General features: G+C 33.5%; 27 protein-coding genes. 10 read left to right on the top strand and 17 right to left on the bottom strand.

Features of this window, described 5'->3' with window-relative positions; all coding sequences use genetic code 11:
* Positions 1-52: 52 nt before the first annotated feature.
* The 12 genes from ACFFGL_RS10205 to ACFFGL_RS10150 form a co-directional block, all read right to left on the bottom strand.
* Positions 53-1,216 carry a beta-ketoacyl synthase N-terminal-like domain-containing protein gene (locus ACFFGL_RS10205; RefSeq protein ID WP_309726359.1) on the bottom strand — a complete coding sequence of 388 codons (1,164 nt, stop codon included), beginning with the start codon at positions 1,214-1,216 and terminating at the stop codon, positions 53-55.
* Positions 1,217-1,455: 239 nt separating this feature from the next.
* A complete protein-coding gene (bioA, locus tag ACFFGL_RS10200) occupies positions 1,456-2,721 on the bottom strand; it encodes an adenosylmethionine--8-amino-7-oxononanoate transaminase (RefSeq protein ID WP_309726361.1) in 1,266 nt (421 codons plus the stop codon).
* On the bottom strand, positions 2,721-3,341 hold the full coding sequence (bioD, locus tag ACFFGL_RS10195; protein ID WP_309726363.1) for a dethiobiotin synthase: 621 nt from the start codon (positions 3,339-3,341) through the stop codon (positions 2,721-2,723). Before bioD ends, bioA begins: the two co-directional genes overlap by 1 nt.
* On the bottom strand, positions 3,338-3,751 hold the full coding sequence (locus ACFFGL_RS10190; protein ID WP_309726365.1) for a putative signal transducing protein: 414 nt from the start codon (positions 3,749-3,751) through the stop codon (positions 3,338-3,340). The genes bioD and ACFFGL_RS10190 overlap by 4 nt, the downstream gene beginning before the upstream one ends.
* Positions 3,748-4,890, bottom strand: a complete 1,143-nt coding sequence (locus ACFFGL_RS10185; protein ID WP_309726367.1) for an aminotransferase class I/II-fold pyridoxal phosphate-dependent enzyme — start codon at positions 4,888-4,890, stop codon at positions 3,748-3,750. Before ACFFGL_RS10185 ends, ACFFGL_RS10190 begins: the two co-directional genes overlap by 4 nt.
* Before the next feature lie 3 nt (positions 4,891-4,893).
* On the bottom strand, positions 4,894-5,301 hold the full coding sequence (gene mnhG / locus ACFFGL_RS10180) for a monovalent cation/H(+) antiporter subunit G (RefSeq protein ID WP_309726369.1): 408 nt from the start codon (positions 5,299-5,301) through the stop codon (positions 4,894-4,896).
* Positions 5,294-5,596, bottom strand: coding sequence for a cation:proton antiporter (locus tag ACFFGL_RS10175; protein ID WP_309726371.1), 303 nt, complete (start codon positions 5,594-5,596; stop codon positions 5,294-5,296). The genes mnhG and ACFFGL_RS10175 overlap by 8 nt, the downstream gene beginning before the upstream one ends.
* Positions 5,593-6,063 carry a Na+/H+ antiporter subunit E gene (locus tag ACFFGL_RS10170; protein ID WP_309726373.1) on the bottom strand — a complete coding sequence of 157 codons (471 nt, stop codon included), beginning with the start codon at positions 6,061-6,063 and terminating at the stop codon, positions 5,593-5,595. The genes ACFFGL_RS10175 and ACFFGL_RS10170 overlap by 4 nt, the downstream gene beginning before the upstream one ends.
* Positions 6,064-6,067: 4 nt before the next feature.
* Positions 6,068-7,579 carry a proton-conducting transporter transmembrane domain-containing protein gene (locus ACFFGL_RS10165; RefSeq protein WP_309726375.1) on the bottom strand — a complete coding sequence of 504 codons (1,512 nt, stop codon included), beginning with the start codon at positions 7,577-7,579 and terminating at the stop codon, positions 6,068-6,070.
* The gene (locus ACFFGL_RS10160; protein WP_309726377.1) at positions 7,576-7,929 is read right to left on the bottom strand and encodes a Na+/H+ antiporter subunit C; all 354 of its coding nucleotides are present in this window, start codon (positions 7,927-7,929) and stop codon (positions 7,576-7,578) included. Before ACFFGL_RS10160 ends, ACFFGL_RS10165 begins: the two co-directional genes overlap by 4 nt.
* 2 nt (positions 7,930-7,931) lie before the next feature.
* Positions 7,932-8,345: a Na+/H+ antiporter subunit B gene (locus tag ACFFGL_RS10155; RefSeq protein ID WP_309726378.1), complete on the bottom strand. Its 414-nt coding sequence runs from the start codon at positions 8,343-8,345 to the stop codon at positions 7,932-7,934.
* A 12-nt stretch (positions 8,346-8,357) separates the two neighbouring features.
* A complete protein-coding gene (locus tag ACFFGL_RS10150; protein ID WP_309726381.1) occupies positions 8,358-10,670 on the bottom strand; it encodes a putative monovalent cation/H+ antiporter subunit A in 2,313 nt (770 codons plus the stop codon).
* A gap of 185 nt (positions 10,671-10,855) precedes the next feature.
* Here ACFFGL_RS10150 and ACFFGL_RS10145 point away from each other — a divergent pair, with 185 nt between their 5' ends.
* The 6 genes from ACFFGL_RS10145 (at position 10,856) to ACFFGL_RS10120 (ending at position 14,877) form a co-directional block, all read left to right on the top strand.
* Positions 10,856-11,410 carry a DUF2975 domain-containing protein gene (locus ACFFGL_RS10145; RefSeq protein ID WP_309726383.1) on the top strand — a complete coding sequence of 185 codons (555 nt, stop codon included), beginning with the start codon at positions 10,856-10,858 and terminating at the stop codon, positions 11,408-11,410.
* A gap of 1 nt (position 11,411) precedes the next feature.
* Positions 11,412-11,918 (top strand): DUF2975 domain-containing protein, encoded by a 507-nt coding sequence (locus tag ACFFGL_RS10140; RefSeq protein ID WP_309726385.1) that lies wholly within the window; start codon positions 11,412-11,414, stop codon positions 11,916-11,918.
* A 2-nt stretch (positions 11,919-11,920) separates the two neighbouring features.
* Positions 11,921-12,127 carry a helix-turn-helix domain-containing protein gene (locus ACFFGL_RS10135; RefSeq protein WP_309726386.1) on the top strand — a complete coding sequence of 69 codons (207 nt, stop codon included), beginning with the start codon at positions 11,921-11,923 and terminating at the stop codon, positions 12,125-12,127.
* A 34-nt stretch (positions 12,128-12,161) separates the two neighbouring features.
* Positions 12,162-13,106 (top strand): DUF4421 family protein, encoded by a 945-nt coding sequence (locus tag ACFFGL_RS10130; protein WP_309726388.1) that lies wholly within the window; start codon positions 12,162-12,164, stop codon positions 13,104-13,106.
* 19 nt (positions 13,107-13,125) lie between these two features.
* Positions 13,126-13,881, top strand: coding sequence for a DUF4974 domain-containing protein (locus tag ACFFGL_RS10125; RefSeq protein WP_309726391.1), 756 nt, complete (start codon positions 13,126-13,128; stop codon positions 13,879-13,881).
* An 87-nt stretch (positions 13,882-13,968) separates the two neighbouring features.
* On the top strand, positions 13,969-14,877 hold the full coding sequence (locus tag ACFFGL_RS10120; protein ID WP_309726393.1) for a hypothetical protein: 909 nt from the start codon (positions 13,969-13,971) through the stop codon (positions 14,875-14,877).
* Between the two features lie 54 nt (positions 14,878-14,931).
* On the opposite strand, the gene ACFFGL_RS10115 is transcribed toward ACFFGL_RS10120, so the two are convergent.
* From ACFFGL_RS10115 to ACFFGL_RS10095, 5 genes are all read right to left on the bottom strand, one after another.
* Positions 14,932-15,210 (bottom strand): hypothetical protein, encoded by a 279-nt coding sequence (locus ACFFGL_RS10115; RefSeq protein WP_309726395.1) that lies wholly within the window; start codon positions 15,208-15,210, stop codon positions 14,932-14,934.
* A 74-nt stretch (positions 15,211-15,284) separates the two neighbouring features.
* Complete coding sequence (gene atpD / locus ACFFGL_RS10110; protein WP_309726397.1) at positions 15,285-16,796, bottom strand: F0F1 ATP synthase subunit beta; 1,512 nt, start codon at positions 16,794-16,796, stop codon at positions 15,285-15,287.
* Positions 16,797-16,922: 126 nt separating this feature from the next.
* The gene (gene glmS / locus ACFFGL_RS10105; RefSeq protein ID WP_309726399.1) at positions 16,923-18,770 is read right to left on the bottom strand and encodes a glutamine--fructose-6-phosphate transaminase (isomerizing); all 1,848 of its coding nucleotides are present in this window, start codon (positions 18,768-18,770) and stop codon (positions 16,923-16,925) included.
* A 2-nt stretch (positions 18,771-18,772) separates the two neighbouring features.
* Complete coding sequence (locus tag ACFFGL_RS10100) at positions 18,773-20,329, bottom strand: DUF4270 domain-containing protein (protein ID WP_309726401.1); 1,557 nt, start codon at positions 20,327-20,329, stop codon at positions 18,773-18,775.
* Complete coding sequence (locus tag ACFFGL_RS10095) at positions 20,310-21,134, bottom strand: glycogen/starch synthase (protein WP_309726403.1); 825 nt, start codon at positions 21,132-21,134, stop codon at positions 20,310-20,312. The genes ACFFGL_RS10100 and ACFFGL_RS10095 overlap by 20 nt, the downstream gene beginning before the upstream one ends.
* Between ACFFGL_RS10095 and panC the strand changes: the two genes are divergently transcribed.
* Genes panC through ACFFGL_RS10075 form a run of 4 tightly spaced genes read left to right on the top strand, consistent with a single transcriptional unit; the run spans position 21,118 to position 24,615 of the window.
* Positions 21,118-22,098, top strand: a complete 981-nt coding sequence (panC, locus tag ACFFGL_RS10090; RefSeq protein WP_309726405.1) for a pantoate--beta-alanine ligase — start codon at positions 21,118-21,120, stop codon at positions 22,096-22,098. The two genes, ACFFGL_RS10095 and panC, sit on opposite strands and share 17 nt — an antisense overlap.
* A gap of 16 nt (positions 22,099-22,114) precedes the next feature.
* Positions 22,115-22,462, top strand: coding sequence for an aspartate 1-decarboxylase (gene panD, locus ACFFGL_RS10085; protein WP_309726407.1), 348 nt, complete (start codon positions 22,115-22,117; stop codon positions 22,460-22,462).
* Positions 22,463-22,464: 2 nt separating this feature from the next.
* A complete protein-coding gene (locus ACFFGL_RS10080; RefSeq protein WP_309726409.1) occupies positions 22,465-23,433 on the top strand; it encodes a lysylphosphatidylglycerol synthase transmembrane domain-containing protein in 969 nt (322 codons plus the stop codon).
* Between the two features lie 39 nt (positions 23,434-23,472).
* Complete coding sequence (locus ACFFGL_RS10075) at positions 23,473-24,615, top strand: alpha/beta hydrolase (protein WP_309726411.1); 1,143 nt, start codon at positions 23,473-23,475, stop codon at positions 24,613-24,615.

The following is a 24,615-nucleotide window of genomic DNA, read 5'->3' as shown; positions in this document are numbered from 1 at the left end:
CTCGTTTACCTTACGGCCTATTCAAGAAAGTTTTTAAACTTCTAGTGTAAATTTATGAGTTTATTGAAATAATTATACTTACCGCATTACCGCCAAAACCTACGGCATTTACCATAATCGATTTTAGAGTAGGTGGAATCGATTTATTTTTATAAAAAGGATTTTCAATAAATTGTTGATTCTTCAGCATTAAAATTGCCATTTCTAAACTCATCGCCCCGGAAGCTCCAAATGTATGACCAATTAAAAATTTATTTGAAGTTAATGCCGGAAGCTCTTTTGGAAATATTTTTTGTAAAGCTGCTAATTCAGAAGTGTCTCCTTTTATTGTACCCGGTGCATGAAGTACAACTGCGTCTACCATTTCAAGATTTGCTTTGTTCAAAGCCATTTTCATTGAAGTTTGTAAACATTCTGCATCTGAAGAGATTGAAACGCTATGTTTTAATTTTTCTGAACCAAATCCATAACCAATTATTTTGATTCCTTTTTCATTCTTTTCGGCTTTTTCTAGACAAAAACTTGCGGCAGCTTCTCCTAAAATCATCGTGTTTCTAGCTTTCGAAAAATCCATGCTTTTATTCGGAAACGAATTTTCATCGGTTGGTGCATAAAGTTTCAAGGCTTTCATTTGCGCGATGGTAAATGGCGTTAAAGGCGCTTCTGAACCACCGACTAGAAATTTATCACTCATTCCGCTTTCTAACCAAGCAATGGCGTTTAAGATTCCGTGGAAAGCTGTAGAACATGTGATAGAATGACTTAACGCAACTCCATCGATTCCTAAATCTTGCATTACCCACGAAGAAATATTTCCTAAAGTAGTTGTGGGCGAGGCTAAAGTTGAAGATTTTTCGGTAGTTAAAAATTCTTGATAATATTTTTCAAAAAGTTGGGTTGCGCCACGAGAAGAGCCAATATTTACACCGATTGTTTCTTTTTCCCAATCTGCATTTTTAACTGCTTTTCTACCTGAAAAAATTGCATTCAAAACACTTCGGTCTAGTTGACTGTATTTTTGATTTTCAATTTTTAAAGCTTCTATTTTCTCCTCTTCTTCATTTGCAAGTTTACTCACATAAACTTCTTCATGCTGAAAAGGTATTTTTTTAAATAGCGGTTTTCCCTTTACATAATTATTCCAAACTACTTCTTCTGAAGAACCTAAAGCAGAAATTGAAGCATGCGAAACAATGGAAATAGGATTAATTGACATCGGGGCAAGTTTCTGCAAATATCTAAAACTTATTTCTATAAAAAAACTCCGGTTAGTACCGGAGCTTTTCAGAAAAATCAGGATACCCCATTCCTGATTTTCAATAACCCTTCATATTTAAAATATGATATTACTAATATCTTAAAAAATTACACATAAACGAAGTAAATAGCTAAAAAATTATTAAAAATTTAATTTTAGAATCAAAAATAAAGCTCTTTAACGTCTTAATTTGCTTTTTATAGCGCGTCTAATACTTCTGTAATTGACTTATATATTTTAGATAATTCTTCTTTTGAAATAATATAAGGCGGAACGATATAAATAGTTTTTCCAAGTGGACGAAGGTAAATTCCTTTCTTCAAAAAAGACTTAAAAATGTTATCGCGCGTACTTCCGTAGCGCTCCATTTCAATATTTAAATCAATCGCGAAAATTACCCCTAAATTTCTTGTTTCAGCTACTTTTGGATGTAAATTTAGCGTTCGCTCAAACTCTGTATTCGCATTATTTATTAATTGAATAGACTGTTGAATTTCCTTCGATTTTAATAATTTTACCCCAGCCAAAGCAGCGGCACAAGCTAATGGATTTGCCGTATAGGTATGACCATGAAATAAACCTTTTGCCAATTCATCATCATAAAAAGCATTGTAAATTTCTAATGAACATGAAGTTGCACCCATCGGTAATAAACCCGCGGTTAATGCTTTAGACATGCAAATGACATCAGGCTGAATGGTTAAATAGTCTGAAGCAAAATTTTTACCTGTTTTTCCAAAACCTGTCATTACCTCATCGGCTACCAACACAATATTTCGGCTTTTGCAAAATCGTAAAATTTCGTTTAAGCCTTCCCCATCGTGCATTTTCATTGCTGCGGCACCTTGCACTAAAGGTTCATAAATAAATCCGGCCAACGGCGTTTCTTCATGAATTTTCTTTAATTGTTGAAGAATTTCTTTTGTATTATTTCCGTTAGGAACCGGAATACGCTTTACTTTTATAAAATGTTCTTCAAAAGCGCCATTATAAACCGAAAGTCCCGAAACCGACATCGCTCCAAACGTATCGCCATGAAAACCTTCTTCAAAAGCGAGCATTACTTTTCTATCATTCCCTTGGTTAAAATGATATTGCAACGCCATTTTTATACCGACTTCTGTTGCGGTAGATCCATTATCGTTAAAAAAGATCTTTTCTTGTTCGCTCGGTAAAATGGAAATTAAAGCTTCCGATAATTCTACCGCAGGTTTGTGCGTGAATCCTGAAAACACAATTTGATCTAACTGATCCATTTGCGCTTTCACTTTTTCTAAAATAAAATCGTTGCAATGCCCATAAACCGAAGTATACCAAGAGCTAATCGCGTCTATATATTCATTTCCTTCTTCATCGGTTAAATAAACTCCTTTCGCTTTTTTAATTCCAATAATTTCTTTCTGAAGTTTATGTTGCGTTAGCGGATGCCAAATATGTTTTTGATCTCTTTGTGTTAAACTCATTACAAGGATTTTAATTTTTTCTGAAACAATTGCGCGTATTCCTTTACTACATTTTCATCAAAATAAGGTTCGTTTTCAATTCTTCCTAAAATGCGAACGCCGCTCAGTTTTTCGATAATTTCTTCGGTAGATTTATGTTCATCACCGCTAAAAATAATTCCGCTACAGCTTAAACCACGATTTTTTAAGGCTTCAATACTTAAAAGTGTATGATTTATACTTCCCAAATAATGACGCGAAACGAGAATTATCTTGTCTTCCGGCTGAATTAAATCAATAATTGTTTCTGAATTATTTATAGGAACCAACAAACCTCCGGCGCCTTCAATTACTAAATCATTTTCTGTAATCGGGCGCTTTATTTTATTCGCTTTTATGGAAACTTTGTCAATTTCCGCAGCAGCATGCGGACTCATAGGCGTTTTTAACTGAAATGAATTTGGGTGAAAAACCGTTTTTTGATTAGTCACTAATTTTTTCAGTTTATGCGTATCAGAATTTTGTAAATCTCCTGCTTGAATCGGTTTAAAATAATCGGCTTCTAAAGCTTCGGTAATTATTGTTGAAACAAGGGTTTTTCCAACTTCAGTTCCTATTCCTGAAACAAATATGCTTTTCATTTTAGATTAAATTTTTTATGGCAATTTTCGCAATGATACTTATACGAAACGCTAATGGGCAAAACAACAAAAAATAAGCAAAGTAAGAAGGAGAAAAACGAACGAAAATCGTTAATAGTTGTATAATATCTAATTTTGTGGCTTTGGCAATTTGGGCAAATTAACGCTTCGCCGTTATCATCTACCGAGAAACTAGAAATATTGGCTAAAACTTCTTCAGCTAAGATTTTATCTTCTTTCCAAACTTGCAGCTTCACTCCACCAATTGCGTTGCTAATTAACGGATCGGTATCGATTATATATTCATCAGCTAAAAAAGTTTCTATATTTTCTGCCACTAAACGTCCTTTGATAATTTGCGCTTCAGAAGAATACTGGAAACGCGCAACGGTTACTAATTTTTCTTTCATAATTGCTCTTTTAATAACGTTAGGGCTACTTTTATTTCTTCTTTTGAATTATAAGTGTGAATGCAAAAACGCAAACGTTCTTTTCCTTTGGGAACGGTAGGCGATAAAATGGCTTTCACCTGAAAATTTTGAGTTAAAAATGTTGAAGATAGTTCTTTTACGCGCTCATTTCCCAAAATAATACACGATTGAATTGCAGAATCGCTGGAAATGAAATAGTTATTCAGCTGAAAATCGTTCACTAATTTTTTAAAAAACTGAATATTTTCAACGAGTTTATTTTTTGCTGAAGAAGTTTCTAATGCTTGATAAGCTACCAAAATTGAAGCCAATGAATGTGGTGGCAAAGCAGTAGTGTAAATAAAACTCCGCGCAAAATTCACTAAAAATTCTTTTAAAGTTGAATTTCCTAAAATTGCAGCTCCGTGAACGCCCATCGCTTTCCCGAAGGTTACAATTCTGGCAAAAATTTTATGTTCTAAATGTTGGTTTTGCGCCAAACCTTCGCCATTTTTCCCGATTACGCCCAATGCGTGCGCTTCATCTAAAATTAAAAAGCAATTATTTTTTTCGCTTATAGAAATTAATTTTTTCAAATCAGGTTGGTCGCCATCCATTGAAAAAACACTTTCTGTTACAATGAAAATTTGCTGAAAATGCGGTTGGTGTTTTTCAATTTTTTCGGCTAAATCATTTAAATCGTTATGGTTGAATTTTAAGCTTTTCGCAAAACTCATTTTAATTCCGTCGCGAATAGAAGCGTGCGAAAATTCATCGAAAAAAACTAAATCATTGCGCTGCGGAACCGATGAAAGCAAGCCAATATTTGCATCGTACCCGGAATTAAAAAGTAAAGCAGTTTCAGCTTTATGAAATGTTGCTATTTTTTCTTCAGTTTGAAAAGTAAGCGCTGAAGTTCCTGAAATTAAGCGGGAACCTGTCGCCCCGTTTTGAGTATTTTTATAACGCTGAAGTAAATTTGATGTTTCCTGAAAAATTTTTTCAGATTTCGCAAAACCCAAATAATCGTTAGAGGAAAAATCGATTTGCGCTGAGGAAAATTCAGTAAGTGTACGAAAAGAATTGGTTTGTTTTCTTTCGGCTATTTTTTTTAGAATTCCTGCTGGATTTTGTGGCACAAATTAATTATTGTGTTGGTTTTTTCGTTCTTTTTCTTCTTCTTCGGTTTCACCTTCAAAACCGCTGGTTAAGGTATGTGAGTTTTCTTTATACATTCCTTTCAACTCATCTAAAACCGAATTTTTCCACATTCCAACTCCTAAAAAATAGGAAGTCCTCCCAATTAAATGTCCGCCAACAGGCGCGGTTAGAATGATAAAAAGAATAATGGCTAATACGCGCGAGGTGACCGAAAGATCATCGAAATAAATGGCAGCACTCGCCAAAATTAAACCTACACCAAGCGTCACGGCTTTTGTAGTTACTGAAATTCGTAAATAAGTATCGGGCATTCTTACAAAACCTACCGCGGCAAGTAAAATAAAAATGGCTCCGAAAGTGGATAGTATTATGATTGCAATATCACTCATTTTTTTTCTTTTTGTCTTTGCGTTGCGCTTTCATTCGTTTTTCAAGATAATAGGAAAATGCGACCGTACTTAAAAAAGCGATTAATCCTAAAATCATGGCAATATCTAAAAAAGTAGATTGATCGTAAACAATACTGTATAAAGCAATTAGCGTAATACCAATAGTAATAAGTAAATCTAACGCTACTACTCTATCGGCAATACTTGGCCCGATTACAAATCGGTAAAATACCAGCAGAACCGAAACGGCTAAAATGGGCAATATGATGTAATATAAATATTCTTCTACGGTCATCTTAAAATTTCAAGTAATCTTCGTTCAAATCCGTTTTTTATATCGCTAATAAATTCTTCTTTATCGCTAATGTACATTGCATGTACGTACAAAACTTTACGATCTTCAGAAACATCTAGACTTAACGTTCCAGGTGTTAACGTAATTAAATTTGCCAATAAGCTAATTTCTAAATTTGTTTCGGCTTCCAAAGGAACTTTAATAATCCCGGGCGTCATATAGAATTTTTTGGTAACCACATCAAAAGCGACTTGCAAGTTGGCTTTAATTAATTCAAAAAGGAAAAAGAAAATAAAGGCAACTAATTTCGGAATTATCTTAAAGTATTTTGCATCGCCACGCGTAATTACAAAAAGGATAATGAAACTGAGAATAAACCCAAACACATAATTAGAGAACTGAAAATCTCCTGTTATGGCTACCCAAATAAAGGTAAGTAATATGTTTGATAAAAATCTATTCTTCATCGTCTTAACTTTTTGGCATTACTGCCTTAATATATTGCCCGCTATCGAGTAATTCTGAAGATATTCTACTTGATAATTGCTGAATATGTTCTGCACCAAACCCAATGTATAACGACACTAAAGTAAGAAATACTAGCGGCGCAATAAACTGAACTCGTCGCAAGGTTGTCATATCTTTAAAATACAAAAAGTGTTGTCTTTTTGGAATTTCTAAAGGCTTTTTCCAAAAAACTTCACTCCAAACTTTGGCGATAACAAGCAAGGTTAATAAACTCGCAAAAATTATTCCGCCAATTATCACATAATTATCGGTTTTAAAACCGGCTATAATTAAGGAAATTTTCGGCCAAAATCCTGAAAGTGGCGGCACACCAATTAACGAGAAAAACGGAATAATCATAAGCAAACTAAGTTTCGGGTATTCTTCATATAAACCACCTAAAGTTTTCATATTAATCGTTCCTTTTATACGGTAAATTACACCACTGATCATAAATAAATTTGTCTTCACCACGATATCGTGAATAAGATAAAAAATCGCGCCGGCAATTGCAGCTTCCGTAAACATTCCTAAACCGGCAATCATAAAACCGATGTGACAAATAATTAGGTAGGAAAAAACTTTGCGTACATTTTTCTGAACCAAGGCGCCTATTGCACCGCTAAATAATGTTAATACCGCAATGATCAACAATATATCATCCAATAAAACATCCTCTAAAAATATTAAGGTAAAAATTCTAATAAGTGCATAAACACCAACTTTGGTAAGTAAACCCCCAAAAATTGCTGAAACTGCCGAAGGTGGCGTATGATAAGAAGCCGGTAACCAGAAATATAAAGGAAAAACAGCCGATTTAATTCCGAAGCCGATTAAAAATAAAATCGCGGCAACTTCTACCAAGCCTCTATTTTCCAATTTCGGAACAATTACCGCTAAATCTGCCATATTTAATGAACCGGTTAAACCGTACATCACTGCAATTGCGGTTAAGAATATAATGGAAGCCAGAATATTTAAGGTAAAATATTTTACCGCTCCTTCAATTTGAGGTTTTTCTCCTCCTAACGTAATGAGCACAAAAGAACTGATGATAATAATTTCAAACCAAACGTATAAATTGAAAATATCTCCGGTTAAAAAAGCCCCGATTAACCCTAAAAGTAAAAAATGAAAAATCGGGAAATACCCAAATCGTAATCGCGCAGGAATCACGGAAGCCGAAGAATAACTAGAAACCGCTAATCCAGAAATTGATGTTAATAAAACCAATGTTGCTGCAAGCGTATCAGCGACAAAAGTAATTCCGAAAGGCGCTTCCCAACTTGCTGCTTGAACGGTTTGCGTTCCTTGTGTCCAAACTTGATAAAATAAAATTCCCGAAAGTATTAAACCAACAACGCTACCACAAATACTAATTACGCGTTGCAAATCTATTCTTCGCCACGCAAACATGAGAATTATGCTCAGTAAAAGCTGAAATAATAGTGGATATAATAATAATTGTTGCATCATACTTCTTCGTCGGTTGCGTTCATTTCATCAATATCATCGGTATTCACTACTTTATAGGCTCTTTTCACCAAAATAATAGCAAAAGATTGAAGCCCGAAACTAATTACAATTGCGGTTAAAATTAGCGCCTGCGGAACAGGATCTGCATAGATTTCTGAAAATATTTTCGTCTCTTCAGGAATAATTGGTGGATGCCCTTTTGTAATTCTTCCTAAAAGAAAAATAAGCAAATTCGCACCATTACTAATAATAATTAAACCGATAATTAATTTTACTAAACTTCTACGTAAAATCATATACAGTCCTGCTGCATATAAAACCCCGGTCATTATTGCTAAAAGTATTTCCATAGTTAAGCTGACTCTGAGATTGTAAAAATTATAGTTAAGGTTACGCCTTGTACAACCAAATAAACCCCGATATCAAAAAACAATGCTGTCCCTATTTTACCAATTACAGGTAACGGATGATGAAGCCAAAGTCCTGTCATAAAAGGTTCATCGAAACCGATTACCGGAAGCAAACCGCTGAAAAATGAAAGCGCTAAACCTACTGGCATTAAATATCCAGGATGAAATTTCAGTAATTTTTTCGTGTCTTTTAATCCGTTGGCAAAAGCGTGTAAAACAAAAGCGATGGAAGCAATTAATCCGCCTACAAATCCGCCGCCGGGCAAATAATGACCGCGTAACAGAATGAATATTGAAAATAATAACAATATTGGGAGTAAATAATTTGATGCCGTACGTAATATAATTGTTTTCATCTTCTTTCTGCTTTATCGTTGGCCTCTTTCTGTTGATTTTAATCGCAATTTCAGTAAGCCAAAAACACCAATTGCTGCAATGGCTAATACTGAAATTTCTACCATTGTATCTGCTCCTCTAAAATCAACTAAAATTACATTCACTACATTTTTTCCGTGCGCTTCAAGGTAAGCGTTCTTCGCATAGAATTCACTTATTTCTTCATTTACAGGTTGCGCTAAAACTTCTAAAGCTAAAATGGAAATTAATCCGCCAAAAGCTATGGAAAGAATTCCATCTCTAATCCTGTTTTTATAATCTGATAATACTAAATACTTCGGAAGCCTATACAGCACCAATACAAATAAAATTACCGTAAGCGTATCGATCGCGAATTGCGTCATCGCCAAATCTGGCGCACTATAAAACACAAAAAGCAAACAAATGGAATATCCTATTACGCCCATCGCGGCAACAGCGGCTAATCTTGACTTTGTAAATACTGTAAAAATTATGGCAAAAAACATAATCCCTAAAACAATTCCTTCGTAAATCGTAAGTTTTGAAAAGGAAGCATAATCAATTTTATAAGTAGTATTCTGTAAAAGTGTCCAACTGACTAAAACTACCAGAAAAACAATTATTGTGGAAACATAATTTCGCAAATAACCATTCTGAAATGTATTGGTCCAAAAACTTGAGAATTTTTCAAATAAACTATTGAATTGTTCTAAAATATTCTTTGGCGAAATAAATTCTAACGAATTAATAAATCGTTCTAATTTTTGCGAAGGTTTCAGTAAAAAATACATCGCCACGCCCGAACCAATTGTAAGGGCACTTAAAGCTAAAATTGGCGTAAAACCATGCCAAAGTTTTAAATGAATTTCTTCCGTAGGTAAATTTAATGAAGCCACAATTGGTTTTATTAAAGCACCTTCAATTAAAACCGGAAATAAACCGAATAAAATACCAAGCGAACCTAATAAAACCGGTGGAAACCAAATAAAGAAATTAGGATAAGTTGTTTCTTTATATTCTTCCGGTAATTTTCCGAAGAAAGGTTTAATTCCTGCTACATAACCCGCGTACGAAATAAAAACGTTAGTTATTAAAGCCAAAGCGGTAAGAAGTACAACTGAATTTTCGAAATGCAGCGTCCCTTCATAAATTAAATCTTTCCCGATAAAACCAATACTCGACGGAATTCCCGCATTAGAAAGTGCGGCTAAAAAACCTGCGATAGCTACTGGAAGCATTACTTTTCGTAACCCGCGAAGTTTGGTAACATCTCTTGTTTTTGTGCCTAAATCTATAGCGCCGGTAATTAAAAATAAAGTCGCTTTATAAAGTGCGTGAACCAGAATAAAAACCGCTGCCGCTAATAGGGAAGCTTCGGTTCCTAAACCGATTAAAAACACCAAAATTCCTAAAGCTGAAATGGTTGAATAGGCTAAAATCCCTTTTAAATCGGTTCTAAAAATCGTATGAACTGCGGAATAAAGCATAGTGATTCCACCGACAATTATGAGTGAGGTATTCCAAAATGATTCTCCGCCTAAAACCGGCGTTAATCTTAATAATAAATAAATTCCCGCTTTTACCATTGTGGCGGAATGCAAATACGTAGAAACCGGTGTTGGCGCTTTCATCGCGCCGGGTAACCAAAAATGAAAAGGAAATTGCGCAGATTTGGTAAATGCGGCTCCAAAAATTAAAGCGACCGCTAAAATATAATATTCGCTTCCGGTGATGACGGAAGGGTTTTGCATCATTTCAGTAATGGAATACGTGCCGGAAATATTTCCTAAAATTAAAGCGCCGGCAAGCAACAATAACCCGCCGATTCCTGTTATTCCTAAAGCGGTTAAAGCTGATTTTCGAGAAGCTTCATTTGTATTGTTAAAACCGATCAGAAAAAATGAACTAATACTGGTTAACTCCCAAAAAACAAAGAGCGAAATTAAATTATCTGACAATACCAAACCGAGCATTGCCGCCATAAATGCACTTAAATAACCGTAAAAACGATCGAGAAATTTATGGGTTTTTAAATAAGCTGAAGTATAGGCGAAAACCAGAAAGCCAATTCCGGTAATCATTAAGCAAAATAACAATGCTAGTCCGTCTAACGTAAAAGTAAGGTTTACACCAAACGACGGAATCCATTCGTAATTTCGAATAATTGTTTTTCCTTCAGAAATTTCACCAATAAATTGCGCAAAATAAATGAACAAGCCTAACGGAATAATACTCGGGATGAGTGAAAATTTACCTTTCACAAATCGCCCAAGAAAAACCAATAAAATTGAAAAGAGAAATCCCGTTAATATGGCTGTTAGCATGCTTTTTTAAAATCTGAACTACAAATATAAAAGTATTATTTGAAGTGACTCAGATTCTACCGATTATCGCTTATAGGTTTAACAAGATGATAACATTCTTTCATTTTCAATTTTTTACTAATAATTATTGTTATTCAATAATTTTAAATACATTTGTTATCGAAAAACAATAATTAATTTTCAATATGAAGGTTTTACATATTCTTCGGTTTTTAATTAGTCTGCTGTTTACAATGTATAGTTTAACCTATATTGGGCTTTTTCTAATTTGTAATTATATTATTTTTATTAAGCACGAAATTCCAGAATTTTTGAATTTAAAAATTAACAGAGTTACTATTATCAATACCAGCGAAATTTCTGAACCCGGAAAGGTTGCATCTTTTTTTATTAGCTATTTTATTATTCTAGCCTTAACGTTAGGTAGTTTATTTTTCCTCAAAAAATTTGTGTACGATATTAAACCAAGACGTGTTTTCACATCAAAACAAACATTTTACTTAAAGCGAATAGGACAATGTATTATTGGTGCAACCGTAACTAAATTTTTATTTTCAATCTTTTACAGCATATTTTTCAATAATGTAAATAAAGATTTCAACGCTGAATTTGGTTTAGAAGCGACTGACTTATTTGGTAATGAATATTATATTATCGGTGTCGGTTTATTTTTCCTGTTCCTTTCAAAATTATTCAGTATCGCGCAACGTCAAAAAGAAGAAAACGAATTAACTATTTAAGATGAAATATATTCTAAAAACTTTAATTGATTTCCTGTTTTATTTATTAGGATTAGGAATTTTATTAGCAATCGGTGTGTTTTTTATTAGTTTATTTAATTTGGATTTTAAATGGTTGCTATTACTTGGCTCTTCAACAGAAGCTACAACACCAATAACTGTTTCTGTCACCATCTTGAATTATTCAATTTCAATAATATTTTTCTTTGGCGTGGGTTATTTACGTGAAGCTGTAAAAGCGTTTATGGAGAAAAAAATATTTCAACTAAAAACGGTTTCATATTTTAAACGTTCAGGAATTTATTTATCAATCTGTGCAACTTTAGGTTTTATTTCCCGTTCGTTAGCTATTATTTATTTAAGAATTGACAATAATAAAACGGATTATGGGTTAGGTTATTCCAGTTTACTTATTTTTATGCTCATTTGCGGCTTATGCTTCATTTTAATAAGTCAGATTTTAAAGGAATCGGTAGCTATAAAAGAGGAAAATGATTTAACGATTTAAAAATGAGTATTTACATTAACCTCGATAAAGTAATGGAAGAACGCGAAATGAAATCGCATGAATTAGCGGAAAAAATAGGAATTACGCGCGCCAATCTTTCCATTTTAAAAACCGGAAAAGCAAAAGCGGTACGTTTTTCAACGTTAGAGGCAATTTGCGAAGTGTTAGATTGCCAACCCGGAGATATTCTAGAATACCGCGCCGATTAACACCATAAAATAATCAATTTTACTAGTTCAGTATATGAAACAATTTTTTTCGGTTACAATCTTTTTATTGACGAGCTTTTGTATTGCACAAACCGACACCATCCCTCAAGCGGCTTATAAGGTTTATCCTAAAAAATTATCGGTCGATATTTTTACGCTCAGCAGATCGAATGAATTTGAACTTTACAACGAAACAAAAGACGATCGCTTAGATTTAATTCCGAATAGAAAAACTTCGCTGGGTTTTTCTGCCAATTATGACATTTTAAGTTTCGGCTTTAGTTTTGCGCCGCGCTTTTTTACGGAAAATAAAGATAATAAAGAGTCTACCTTGTATTCATTTTCCACCGCGCTTATGCCGGGACAATGGATTCATGAATTGCAAGTATTCTACCAAAAAGGAATGACGCTTTACCCTAAAACTTCTCCTGAAGTTTATATTCCTGATGTGAAAAGTTTTAAAATTGGCGGAAAATCATCGTATATTTTTAATCCGAATTTTTCTTATCGGGCGCGCTATTTCGGAAATCAGCGACAGCTTCAAAATGCGGGAAGTTTAATTCCGTCACTGCTTTACAATTACACTTCGCTTCAAAATATAGATGAATTACCGTATAATACAAAATCGAAAGTTATTAATATTGCGATCGCTCCGGCGTATTATTATAATTGGGTTATCGAGGATCATTTTCTAGTTTCTGGCGGACTTTCTGTTGGTTTGGGAATGACGCAAACCTTAGCTGAAGGAAATAATATTACAAGTTTATTAACGACCAGCACCGTCGATCTTTCGTTAGGTTATCATACCGATACGTTTTACGGCGGAATTATTTCTAAAGGTACTTTACAGAAAAGACCAAATAGCGCCAACGTAATTGCCAACGATACCACGCGTTATATTTCATTTATTGTCGGCTACCGTTTTAACGCTCCAAAAGCCTTAAAAAAATTTGTACAGAATTTAAAAGAGAAGTTGTAGTTATTTAAAAATTATTTCGATGAAAAAAATCCAATATCCATTTATATTTTTTCTGAGTTTACTTATAATTTTCACTACGATTTCTTGTAATCAAGCGGTAAAAAAAGGAAAGAGTAAACTGATTGTTGAACAGAATGAGAAAAACTATAATTTTAAAATTGAAGAATCTTGTCTAAAATTAAATCCTGAAAATGAAATACAATGTTCAAATTATTACACCTACTCCAGTAATTCTGAAACAGGTTTTCAAATAAATGCAGGAAAACTGAAAAGAGTTATTTCAGCCTTAACCGAAATTGATGAAATAAATATCAATATTGAAGCCGACACCACTTATGGAAATTTCTTTAATATATATTATAACGGAAAAATTACTTTAGAAAATAATAAGCTTATTTTAAATAAACTATTGGATTATTATAAGTTAAAAATAATTCCTACTGAGAAAAATGTAGAAATCTTTAGGTTAAGTATTATCGAGCCAACAAAACTTAAAGCTATTCATAAAGACAAATCTAGCTCCATAAAGTCAAGTACTAAACAAGTTGAAAATAATATCACTTTTAAAAATGTCTCTCTAAAAGTTCTCGCCAAACAACTTCAAGATATTTACAACCAACGTTTTGAATACATTGATTCAAGTAATAAAAGGTATAATTTAGAAGTAGAAATGAAAAATGATTTGAATGAAACATTAAACTATTTGGAAAACGAATATGGTATTGGCTTTTCGAAAAAAGAGATAAATCGTATTATTTATAGAGTAATTAAATAATAATTTAAGTAAATTTAATATTCTTAAGAGTTTGGTTTACTAATTCATAAAAAATTTGTTATATTTAATATGTAATCAAAATATATTATGACATCAAGATATTTTTCTATACTATTATTACTTACCTCTTTAATTTTATTTTCGTGTAGTAAAGATGAAAATATCGAAGTTATTGAAGAAGAAAGTATAGATCAACCTAAGAATGATGACAATAATGATGATTCAAATGATGAGCCTCCTGCTCCTAATTCACTAAAAACTTTTACTATTGATGTAAATGGCAATCTACACACTTTCTATTTTAATTATGAAAACAATCAAATTGATAAGTTAGCTTATAAAGACGAAGCTGGAGAAATTACATATTATTCATTTGAGTATAACAGTTTTGATAAAATAAGTAAAACTATTAAGTATAACTCAAACTCTAATAATTCTTCTTCTGTAGATTTTGATAATCAAAATAATTTTAATAATCAAGAAGATTCCATAATGCATTTTTATCGTTCCAATAACAGCTTAAAGGAAATAGAAACTTGGGATTATGGTTTCAATTGGGGTTATGCCTATAACAGTGACGGCTTAGTTAGTCGCATTCAATCCACTGGTATGATTCCAGTTACTAATATTTTTTACGATGAAAATAATAAAATAGAAAAATTGAAAACATATCCCGAAAATACTGATTGGATAGTTTATATAGATTATTTTGAATTTGATGATAACAAAAATCCTTTCTACAAGTTATTTGATGAAATTGGTTTGGTTATAGATAAAGATATTTCTATTTCAAATAGATACTTGAGAGAACTTATTATATCCGATTTGGTATGCATAAGCCCTTATAATGTTTCTGAAAAAACAGAAGACTTGAAACCTGGTCCACCAACCTATATAGTAGAATACAGTTATAACGATGATAATTTCCCATTAGAAGCAGTATATTATAATAATTCAACTGTTGTGAAGTATACTATAACGTATGATTATTACTAAAAAAGCGCATTCTTTTGTAAGAATGCGCTTTTTTATATTATTTTTTTAGAAAAATTAATCTGCTAAAATAACCGCTTTATTGTTTTTCATTTCCAGAACGCCACCTTTTATGTGTAAGTGATATTTGTTATCAGCTTGTTTTGTAAACTGATTTTGAACATCTTCTTCAATAGTAAAGCTTCCTTCAATTTTCACATCACCTTCTTCTAAAACAGAAACAATCGGTTCGTGATTATTTAGCATCTGAAATTCTCCTTCTACTCCCGGAACAGTCACCGAAACTACTTCAGCACTTAATAATACTTTTTCTGGAGTTACAATTTCTAAATACATAGTTTTTTAGTTTGCAGTTTGCAGTTTACAGTATAAAGTCAAAGAGACCAAAACTGAATGTACTGCTAACTAATTTACGATTCAGCTAACATTTTTTCACCTGCTTCAATAGCATCATCGATACTACCTTTCAAGTTAAATGCAGCTTCTGGAAGATGATCTAATTCACCATCCATAATCATATTAAATCCTTTAATTGTATCTTTAATATCTACCAATACTCCTTTAAGACCTGTAAACTGTTCTGCTACGTGGAAAGGTTGTGATAAGAAACGTTGTACACGTCTAGCTCTACCAACCGCTAATTTATCTTCTTCAGATAATTCTTCCATACCAAGAATTGCAATAATATCTTGTAATTCTTTATAACGTTGTAATAACTCTTTTACACGTTGTGCACAATTATAATGATCGGCTCCTAAAATATCTGCTGTTAAAATTCTTGATGAAGATTCTAATGGATCTACAGCAGGGTAAATACCAAGTTCAGCAATTTTACGAGACAATACCGTTGTAGCATCTAAGTGGGCAAAAGTTGTTGCCGGTGCCGGGTCAGTTAAATCATCTGCCGGTACATAAACCGCCTGAACCGATGTAATTGATCCTTTTTTAGTTGAAGTAATACGTTCCTGCATTGCACCCATTTCTGTTGCTAATGTTGGTTGGTAACCTACCGCAGATGGCATACGACCTAAAAGAGCCGAAACCTCTGAACCTGCCTGTGTAAAACGGAAAATATTATCAACAAAGAAAAGTACATCTTTTCCTTGACCATCTCCTGCTCCATCACGGAAATATTCTGCAATTGTTAATCCTGAGAGCGCCACACGAGCACGTGCTCCAGGCGGTTCATTCATCTGTCCGAATACGAAAGTTGCTTTCGATTCTTTCATTGCGTTTTTATCTACCTTTTGTAGATCCCATCCTCCTTCTTCCATAGAATGCATAAAGTCATCTCCGTATTTAATAATACCAGACTCAAGCATCTCTCTCAAAAGGTCATTTCCTTCACGTGTACGTTCTCCAACTCCAGCAAATACTGAAAGTCCACCGTGACCTTTTGCAATATTATTAATTAACTCTTGAATAAGTACAGTTTTACCAACACCAGCACCACCAAAAAGTCCAATTTTACCACCTTTTGCATAAGGCTCGATCAAATCGATTACCTTAATACCGGTAAATAAAACTTCAGTTGAAACTGAAAGATCTTCGAATTTTGGAGCTTCACGGTGAATAGACATTCCGTCTTTTCCGGTTTTTGGTAATTCTCCCATACCATCGATAGCGTCTCCAGTTACATTGAAAAGACGTCCGTAAACATCGTCTCCGATTGGCATTTGAATTGGGTTTCCGGTTGCAATTACTTCTGTTCCACGACTTAGTCCGTCGGCAGAATCCATAGCAATTGTTCTCACGGTATTTTCACCAATATGTGTTTGAACTTCAAGAACTAATTTTGATCCGTCTTTCTTTGTAATTTCTAAGGAATCGTAAATCTTTGGTAATTCAGCGTTCTCTGTGTTAAACTCAACGTCAACAACAGGACCGATAATTTGAGCAACTTTACCTGTAACTTTAGACATTATCTAATTCTTTAATTTATAGTTTGTAATGCGAAAAAATGTCTTTGCATTTTCCGGCTGCAAAGATAGCTAAATTTTATGATATCTTATACCTGTATTTTCGAAAATTAATTTGTTCTGAAAAAATTATTCTACCGTCACTGATTTCGCTAAGTTTCGAGGCTGATCTACATTTTTCCCTAACATCACAGCGATATGGTAAGAAAGTAACTGTAAAGGAATTGTAGTTAATAGCGGTGTAAACGCTTCAGTACTATCTGGAATTTCAATTACATAATCTGCTAGTTCCCGAACATTTTCATCTCCTTCGGTTACAATACCGATAATTTTTCCTTTACGTGATTTTATTTCCTGAATATTACTGACTACTTTATCGTAATGTCCCTTTTTAGTAGCAATAACAACTACCGGCATTTGTTCATCGATTAAAGCAATAGGACCGTGTTTCATTTCTGCTGCCGGGTAACCTTCAGCATGAATATAGGAAATCTCTTTCAATTTTAAAGCGCCTTCTAAAGCAACCGGGAAATTGAAACCTCTTCCTAAATATAAAAAGTTTGCCGATTCTTTATATTTTTCAGCTACAGCTTTAATATGTTCATTAGACTCTAAAGCTTTTGTGATTTTATCGGGAATAATTTCTAATTCCTGTAAGTAATAATGAAAATCGGTATTATTTATAGTTCCTTTTGCTTTTGCTAATTTTAAAGCAATTAAACTTAATACTGTAATTTGCGTAGTGAATGCTTTTGTGGAAGCCACACCAATTTCTGGACCGGCGTGCGTATAAGCTCCCGCATGAGTTTCTCGAGAAATTGAAGAACCTACCACGTTACAAACCCCAAAAACAAACGCGCCTTTTTGCTTTGCTAACTTGATAGCCGCCATTGTATCTGCAGTTTCACCAGATTGAGAAATCGCAATTAGAACATCATCTTTGTCGATTACAGGATTTCGATACCTGAATTCTGAAGCGTATTCAACTTCAACAGGAATTCTTGCTAAATCTTCAAAAATATATTCTGCCACTAAACCGGCGTGCCAAGAAGTTCCGCAAGCTACAATGACAATTCGCTTGGCGTTTAAGAATTTTTCTAAATTATCATCGACTCCCGCCATTTTTATGAGACCTTGCTCTACCAACATTCTTCCGCGATAGGTATCGGTAATGGCTTTTGGTTGCTCATAAATTTCCTTCAGCATAAAGTGATCGAATCCGTTTTTTTCGATCTGTTCTAAATTCAATTGTAGTTTTTGAATATAGGGCGCAACTAATTTATCATTCTGAATTTCTCTAACTTTTACATCTTTCCCTCTGCGAACGACAGCCATTTCTCCATCTTCCAAATAAATAGCATCTGTAGTATATTCAATGAAAGGCGAAGCGTCTGAGGCTATAAAAAATTCATCATCACCTATTCCTATAGCTAATGGACTTCCTAATCGAGCTACAACAATTTCATCGGGTTTTGTTTTATCGAAAACGGCAATAGCATAAGCGCCAACAGTTTGATTTAAAGCGATTTGAACAGCTTTACCTAATTTAACGTCTTCTTGTTTTTTTACGTCTTCAATTAAATTAACCAATACTTCTGTATCGGTTTCTGAAGTAAACGTATAACCACGTTGAATTAATTCCTTTTTAATTGTTCCATAATTTTCTATAATTCCGTTATGAATAATAACAAGATTTCCAGAATTAGAATAATGTGGATGAGAATTTACATCATTAGGAACGCCGTGCGTTGCCCAACGCGTATGACCAATCCCTACTTTTCCTTTGGTAGATATTTCGTTTTCTAAACGCGTTTTAAGATCTTTTACTTTTCCTTTAGTTTTACTGATGTTCAGTTCTTTTCCGTCATAAAGTGCAATCCCAGCACTGTCGTAACCTCTATATTCTAAACGTTGTAAACCTTTTAAAATGATGGGATAAGCGTCTCTATGCCCAATATATCCTACAATTCCACACATAATTATTCTGGTTCAGTATAAAAAATATTCAACTTTAATCGTTTTGTATTATTGGGGGTATTTGTATCGTATAACACAGTTCCTTCTTGGGAAATAGCAGCTGAAGAAGGAGCTACTTCAATATTCTCTTCATCCTCTACTTCAACATTTATCTGACTCGCAATATTAACATTTTGAGAAGCCACCACTGCTAATCTGGTATTAGTTGAATCTTTATTGATAATATTATTGATGTAATCGGTAATTCTTAACTTATAATATCGGTTACCATTTTTATCGGTAGATAATTTCCCTAAATGATTGAGTCGGGAAGTTGTTCCGTTTTCAGTCGCGCTTATATCGTTAACAAAATCGTCTAACACTCTACCGTTTTTCACATCGTAGATAAATAATCGTTCCGGTTCGTGATTTCCTTCAGGAACTATATTTTCTTCCACATAAAACGTTAGGTTGGCTTCATTTACCAACCAATTTAAATCGCGAATAGAATCTAATTGTTGTTGATTGGTGAATAAATCGATAACAGCAAGCGAACCTTCACCTCCTTTGACGTATAAATTTTCCTCAGAGGGTAACTCCTCATATTCATTATTGTAAACATTCACAATATTTGGCGAAAAACTTAATCGATATGTGCTCCTTAATTCATTTTCTTCACCATTTATATCCTGAATAGTGGTTTTGTAATATAATGCAATATTGGCTCTATTTTCTAAACTTTGATTTTCTGAAGAAGGTGAATTTAAATTTAATAAAATTCCTAAGCCTTGCTGAATATTTTCATCGGTTTTAAAATAAAGCCCTCTAAAATAATTTCTGAAATTCTCTTGACTTAATAACAGTGCAGTTCCAGAACGATTTATAATCTTTTCTTGAAAAAACTCTGTAGGTAATGCAATACGAAGTCGTGGACTTGAACGAATGGTATCGATTTCATCATCATTCAACTCATATGTAATCACTTCTTTTGCTGAAGGTCTAAAATTATTAACCTCAACAAGTGGTGTAGTTTCTATAAAAGATTCAAATTGATCCATTTGATCTGAATAATAAAACTGTGTTTCATAATTATTACTCGGATCTGTACTTCTTAACGAATAATTAGATTCGTAGATGGAGAAGTTAATTGGGTCATTTCCAAAAATTGAATCTAATTCATATTCAATTCCTTCTTGGCTTTGTGATAATGCTGTTGCAAAATACGGAATGGTTAAAATAACGCTGTCTAATTGCGCATCATCACCAAAATCGGGATTGGTTTGCTCTAAACTTAATTGCGTTAAAATATTTGCGGTGGTTTTTCCGTAAACAGGGTCGTTAAAAACGCCAAGATTATGACCTGGCAAACGGTTGGTCTGAATTCTATTTATTTTTCTGCTGTAGGCATCAAGTTCGACTTTCTCAAACAAGCGTGCATTAAAATTATTATTGCTAACAATATTACTTCCTACTTCACTAAAATCATCTTCACACGAGGTGAAAGAAATTATTGCAATTAGTGCAATTGCAAAAAATTTCACTGCCTTGTTTATGTTCATGCTATTCGCTTTCTTTTTCATTTAAAACTTTTTCCAAGTAAAATTCTTGGTAAGCTTGTGCAAATTCTTCTTTTGATTTAAAATCAAGAACCGGTTTATCTAAAGACTCCAAGTATGTGTCTAATGTTTCAGGGATTTCTGCACTTCCTTTTATAACCGCATCAGAATTATCTATAGCAGTTTTCATTAAGCCTTCATAAGTTGGGGTTTGAAGATGCTCCACATTTTCATCTGAAAGACCATCGAACAATACTTTTTTGTACATATCTTCAGCAAGCGTGTTTTCAAAACCTTTGCTGTAAACTGAGGTTACAATTTTCGATTTGTTGAATAACGGCTCATTTCCATAATAATTGCGTAAATAAAGCGGCAATAATGAAGCTAACCAACCGTGCACGTGAATTATATCGGGCGACCAATTTAATTTTTTTACGGTTTCAATAACTCCTTTTGCAAAAAATATGGCGCGCTCATCGTTATCTTCAAATAAATTTCCTTCTTCATCGCTAAACGTTGCTTTTCGCTTAAAATAATCTTCATTATCGATGAAGTAAACTTGCATTCGCTCTTTAGGAATTGAAGCAACTTTTATAATCAACGGCATATCAAGATCATTTATCACTAAATTCATTCCTGATAACCGAATTACTTCGTGCAATTGATGACGTCTTTCATTAATATTCCCAAAACGAGGCATAAAAATACGTATCTGCCCGCCTTGACTATTTACCATTCTTGGTGCTTCAAAAGACATAGATGATATTTCAGTTTCTGGGAGGTACGGGATTACCTCAGAAGATACGTACAAAATGCGCTTATCTTTCATAAATGTTTTACTCTTTGTATTAACGATTAACGATAAAAAACAGGCAAAATTACAAAAATTTATGCAGTTTGCCAGTAATATATTAGTTTTGCACGACTTAAATTTACAACTAGTGCAGGTATTTCATCATAAAAAGGAGCTCAATTCCTTTATAGAAAATCATAAAAAAACTGGCGAGAACGTTGGTATGGTTCCAACTATGGGAGCTTTACACGAAGGACATTTGTCTTTAATCAGCCTAGCTCAGAAATCTTGCGCTTTAGTAGTTGTAAGCATTTTTGTAAACCCTACACAATTTAATAACCCCGAAGATTTAGAAAAATACCCTCGTACATTAAAAGATGATTTAGCTTTGCTGAAGAAAAGTTTTGATAATTGCATCATTTTTGCGCCTGAGGTTCAAGAAATTTATAATGATTCCATAACTTCTGAACATTTTGAATTTGGCGAAATTGCCTCTAAAATGGAGGGAAAATACAGAGCCGGACATTTTGACGGCGTTGGCACAATTCTAAAACGATTATTTGAATTCGTAAAACCCGACAAAGCTTTTTTCGGTTTAAAAGATTATCAACAATATTTAATCGTAAAAAAACTCGTAGAAATTACCCAGCAGAATGTGGAAATCATTGGTTGCCCTATAAATCGAGAAGCAAGCGGTTTGGCCAGAAGTTCAAGAAATAAACAATTATCTGAAGAAGCTCAAACACAAGCTTCTCTCATTTATAAAATCTTACAAGAAGTAAAAAGTGAATTTGGCACAAAATCTGTAGCAGATATAAAGAAAGGGGTAAAAAATGAATTCGAAAAAAATCCTATTTTAAAGTTGGAATATTTTGAAATTTCTGATGCCGATGATCTCGAACCCATTTCAAATAAAAACACACAAAATAAATCCCGTGCATTTATTGCGGCATACGCAAATAATGTAAGGTTAATCGATAATATCGCACTAAATTATTAAAGTTTATAGAAAAACTATGCAAATACACGTTGTAAAGTCTAAAATTCATCGCGTAAAAGTGACCGGAGCAGATCTAAATTATATTGGTAGCATTACGATTGATGAAGATTTAATGGAAGCAGCCAACATTATTGAAGGTGAAAAAATTCAAATTGTTAATAACAACAATGGCGAACGCTTAGAAACATACGTTATTCCCGGGCCGAGAAAAAGCGGAGAAATTACCCTTAACGGCGCTGCAGCAAGAAAAGTTGCAAAAGGTGATATTCTCATTTTAATCACCTACGCAATGATGAGCGTAGAAGAAGCCAAAGCTTTTAAACCTGCGTTGGTATTTCCAAACGATGAAAACCGCTTACAATAATCTTGAAGAAAAAAAAAGGCATAAAAATTTTAAAAACCTTACTTCCATTAGCGCTGGGAGTTTTTTTAATCTTCTATTCCGTAAATAGCGCCACACCTGCTGAACGCGAAAAATTAATAAATAATATTTTAGAAGCCGATCCCATTTGGTTGGTTTTATCAGCCTTCTGCGGAATTTTATCGCATCTCTCACGGGCTTATCGTTGGAAATATTTATTAGCGCCAATGGGCTACAAATTGCGACTTCACAATAGCTTCATGGCTGTTATGGCGGGTTATTTAGCAAATTTAGGAATACCTAGATCGGGTGAAGTTTTACGTGGTGCGACTATTGCAAATTATGAAGATATTCCGTTTGAAAAGACTTTTGGAACCATTATTTCCGAACGCGTAGCAGATTTAATTATGCTCCTTATCATTTTAGGAATTACCATTTTTTTTCAAGCCAATACAATTCTCCCTTATTTTCAATCGCATAACATCAATCCATTTTTCACCATTATAATTCTACTGATTTTAATTGTATTCGGAATCATTTTTTTAAAAATTATTCAGCGTTCCTCCAATCCCTTTTTAATGAAAGTTAAAACCTTCGGAAAAGGTATTTTAGAAGGAATGAAAAGCATTTTAAAAATGAAAAATACGTTTGCTTTTTTAGCTCATACTATTTTCATTTGGGCAATGTATATTCTGATGTTTTATTTAGTGAAATTTGCAGTTCCCGGCACCACAGATTTATCGTTAGATGCTATTTTGGTAGCTTTTGTTATTGGTTCATTTGCAATTTCAGTAACCAATGGCGGAATTGGTATTTACCCTATCGCGATAGGTGCGGTTTTATTACTTTTCGGAATTCCTAAAGAAGACGGTGAAGCTTTCGGCTGGGTAATTTGGGGAACGCAAACGCTGCTAAACCTTGTTATTGGAGGTTTATCGATGATTTTTCTTCCGCTGGTGAATCCAAAAAAGTGATTTTTTTTGTTATCTTTCCATTTCTAAATTTTCTTAGCTATGAAAAAGTTAACGCTACTATTCCTGTTTATTTCCACAAGCATTTTTGCACAAACAGAATATAAAGTTCTTCAATCTGAAACACTTCAAGACAGTCGTCAAATAAAAATACAACTTCCTAGAAATTATAATAACAATACAGAAAAATCCTATCCCGTTTTTATTGTGTTAGACGGCGATTATTTATTTGAACCCGTGGCTGGAAATGTAGATTATTATAGTTATTGGGAAGATATGCCAGAATCGATTGTAGTTGGCGTTAACGAAGTAGGAAAGCGAAGAAAAGATACCGAATATGATAAAGAAACTTTCTTACCTACCAAACAAGGAGCAGAATTTTTCGAATTCATTGGGTTGGAATTACTTCCTTTAATCGACAAAAATTACCGAACCGCAAAATTCGCAATTATTGTGGGGCACGATCTTACCGCGAGTTTTATGAATTATTATTTATTAAAAGAAGATCCGCTTTTTAAAGGCTATATTAATTTAAGTCCAGATTACGCACCAAACTTAAAAGAGCGTGTAGCCGATGCGTTAAATGCTTCAGAATCTAAAACTTGGTATTATTTAGCCACTTCTACAGACGATGTGGAAAGTTTAAATGAAAGCAACAAACAAATGAATGAGCTGCTGAAAACCATAGACAATGAAAAATTCTATTATTATTTTGATAATTTCGAAGAAGCCACGCATTATTCGCTCGTAGGAAGAGGAATCCCAAAAGCCATCGAGAGTATTTTTTCAATTTACCGCCCGATAAATCAAAAAGAATATGAAGATCAAGTGCTAACAACTAAAGGAACTTATTATGAATATTTAGTAGATAAATATGAAACCGTTTCAGAACTTTACGGGCTAGATATTCAGGTTCGCATAAACGATTTTATATACATTGCAGATGCCATTGAAATAAGTAAAGAATGGGACCAATACAAAGATTTGGGGAAACTCGCCAACGATGAACATCCCAACAAAATGCTCGGCAGTTATTTTTTAGCGCGTTATTATGAAGAAACCGGCAATGCAAAAAAAGCAATGAAAGAGTACCAAAATGCCTTTGCCCTAGAAGAAGCTTCTTACCTTACCAAAGACATGATGCTAAAAAGAATTGAACAAATTAAACAAGACTTCGGATACTAA

Origin of the sequence: Mesonia maritima (genome assembly GCF_042433895.1) — a bacterium.
Lineage (GTDB): Bacteria > Bacteroidota > Bacteroidia > Flavobacteriales > Flavobacteriaceae > Mesonia > Mesonia maritima.
This window is presented reverse-complemented; position numbering and strand designations above follow the sequence as displayed.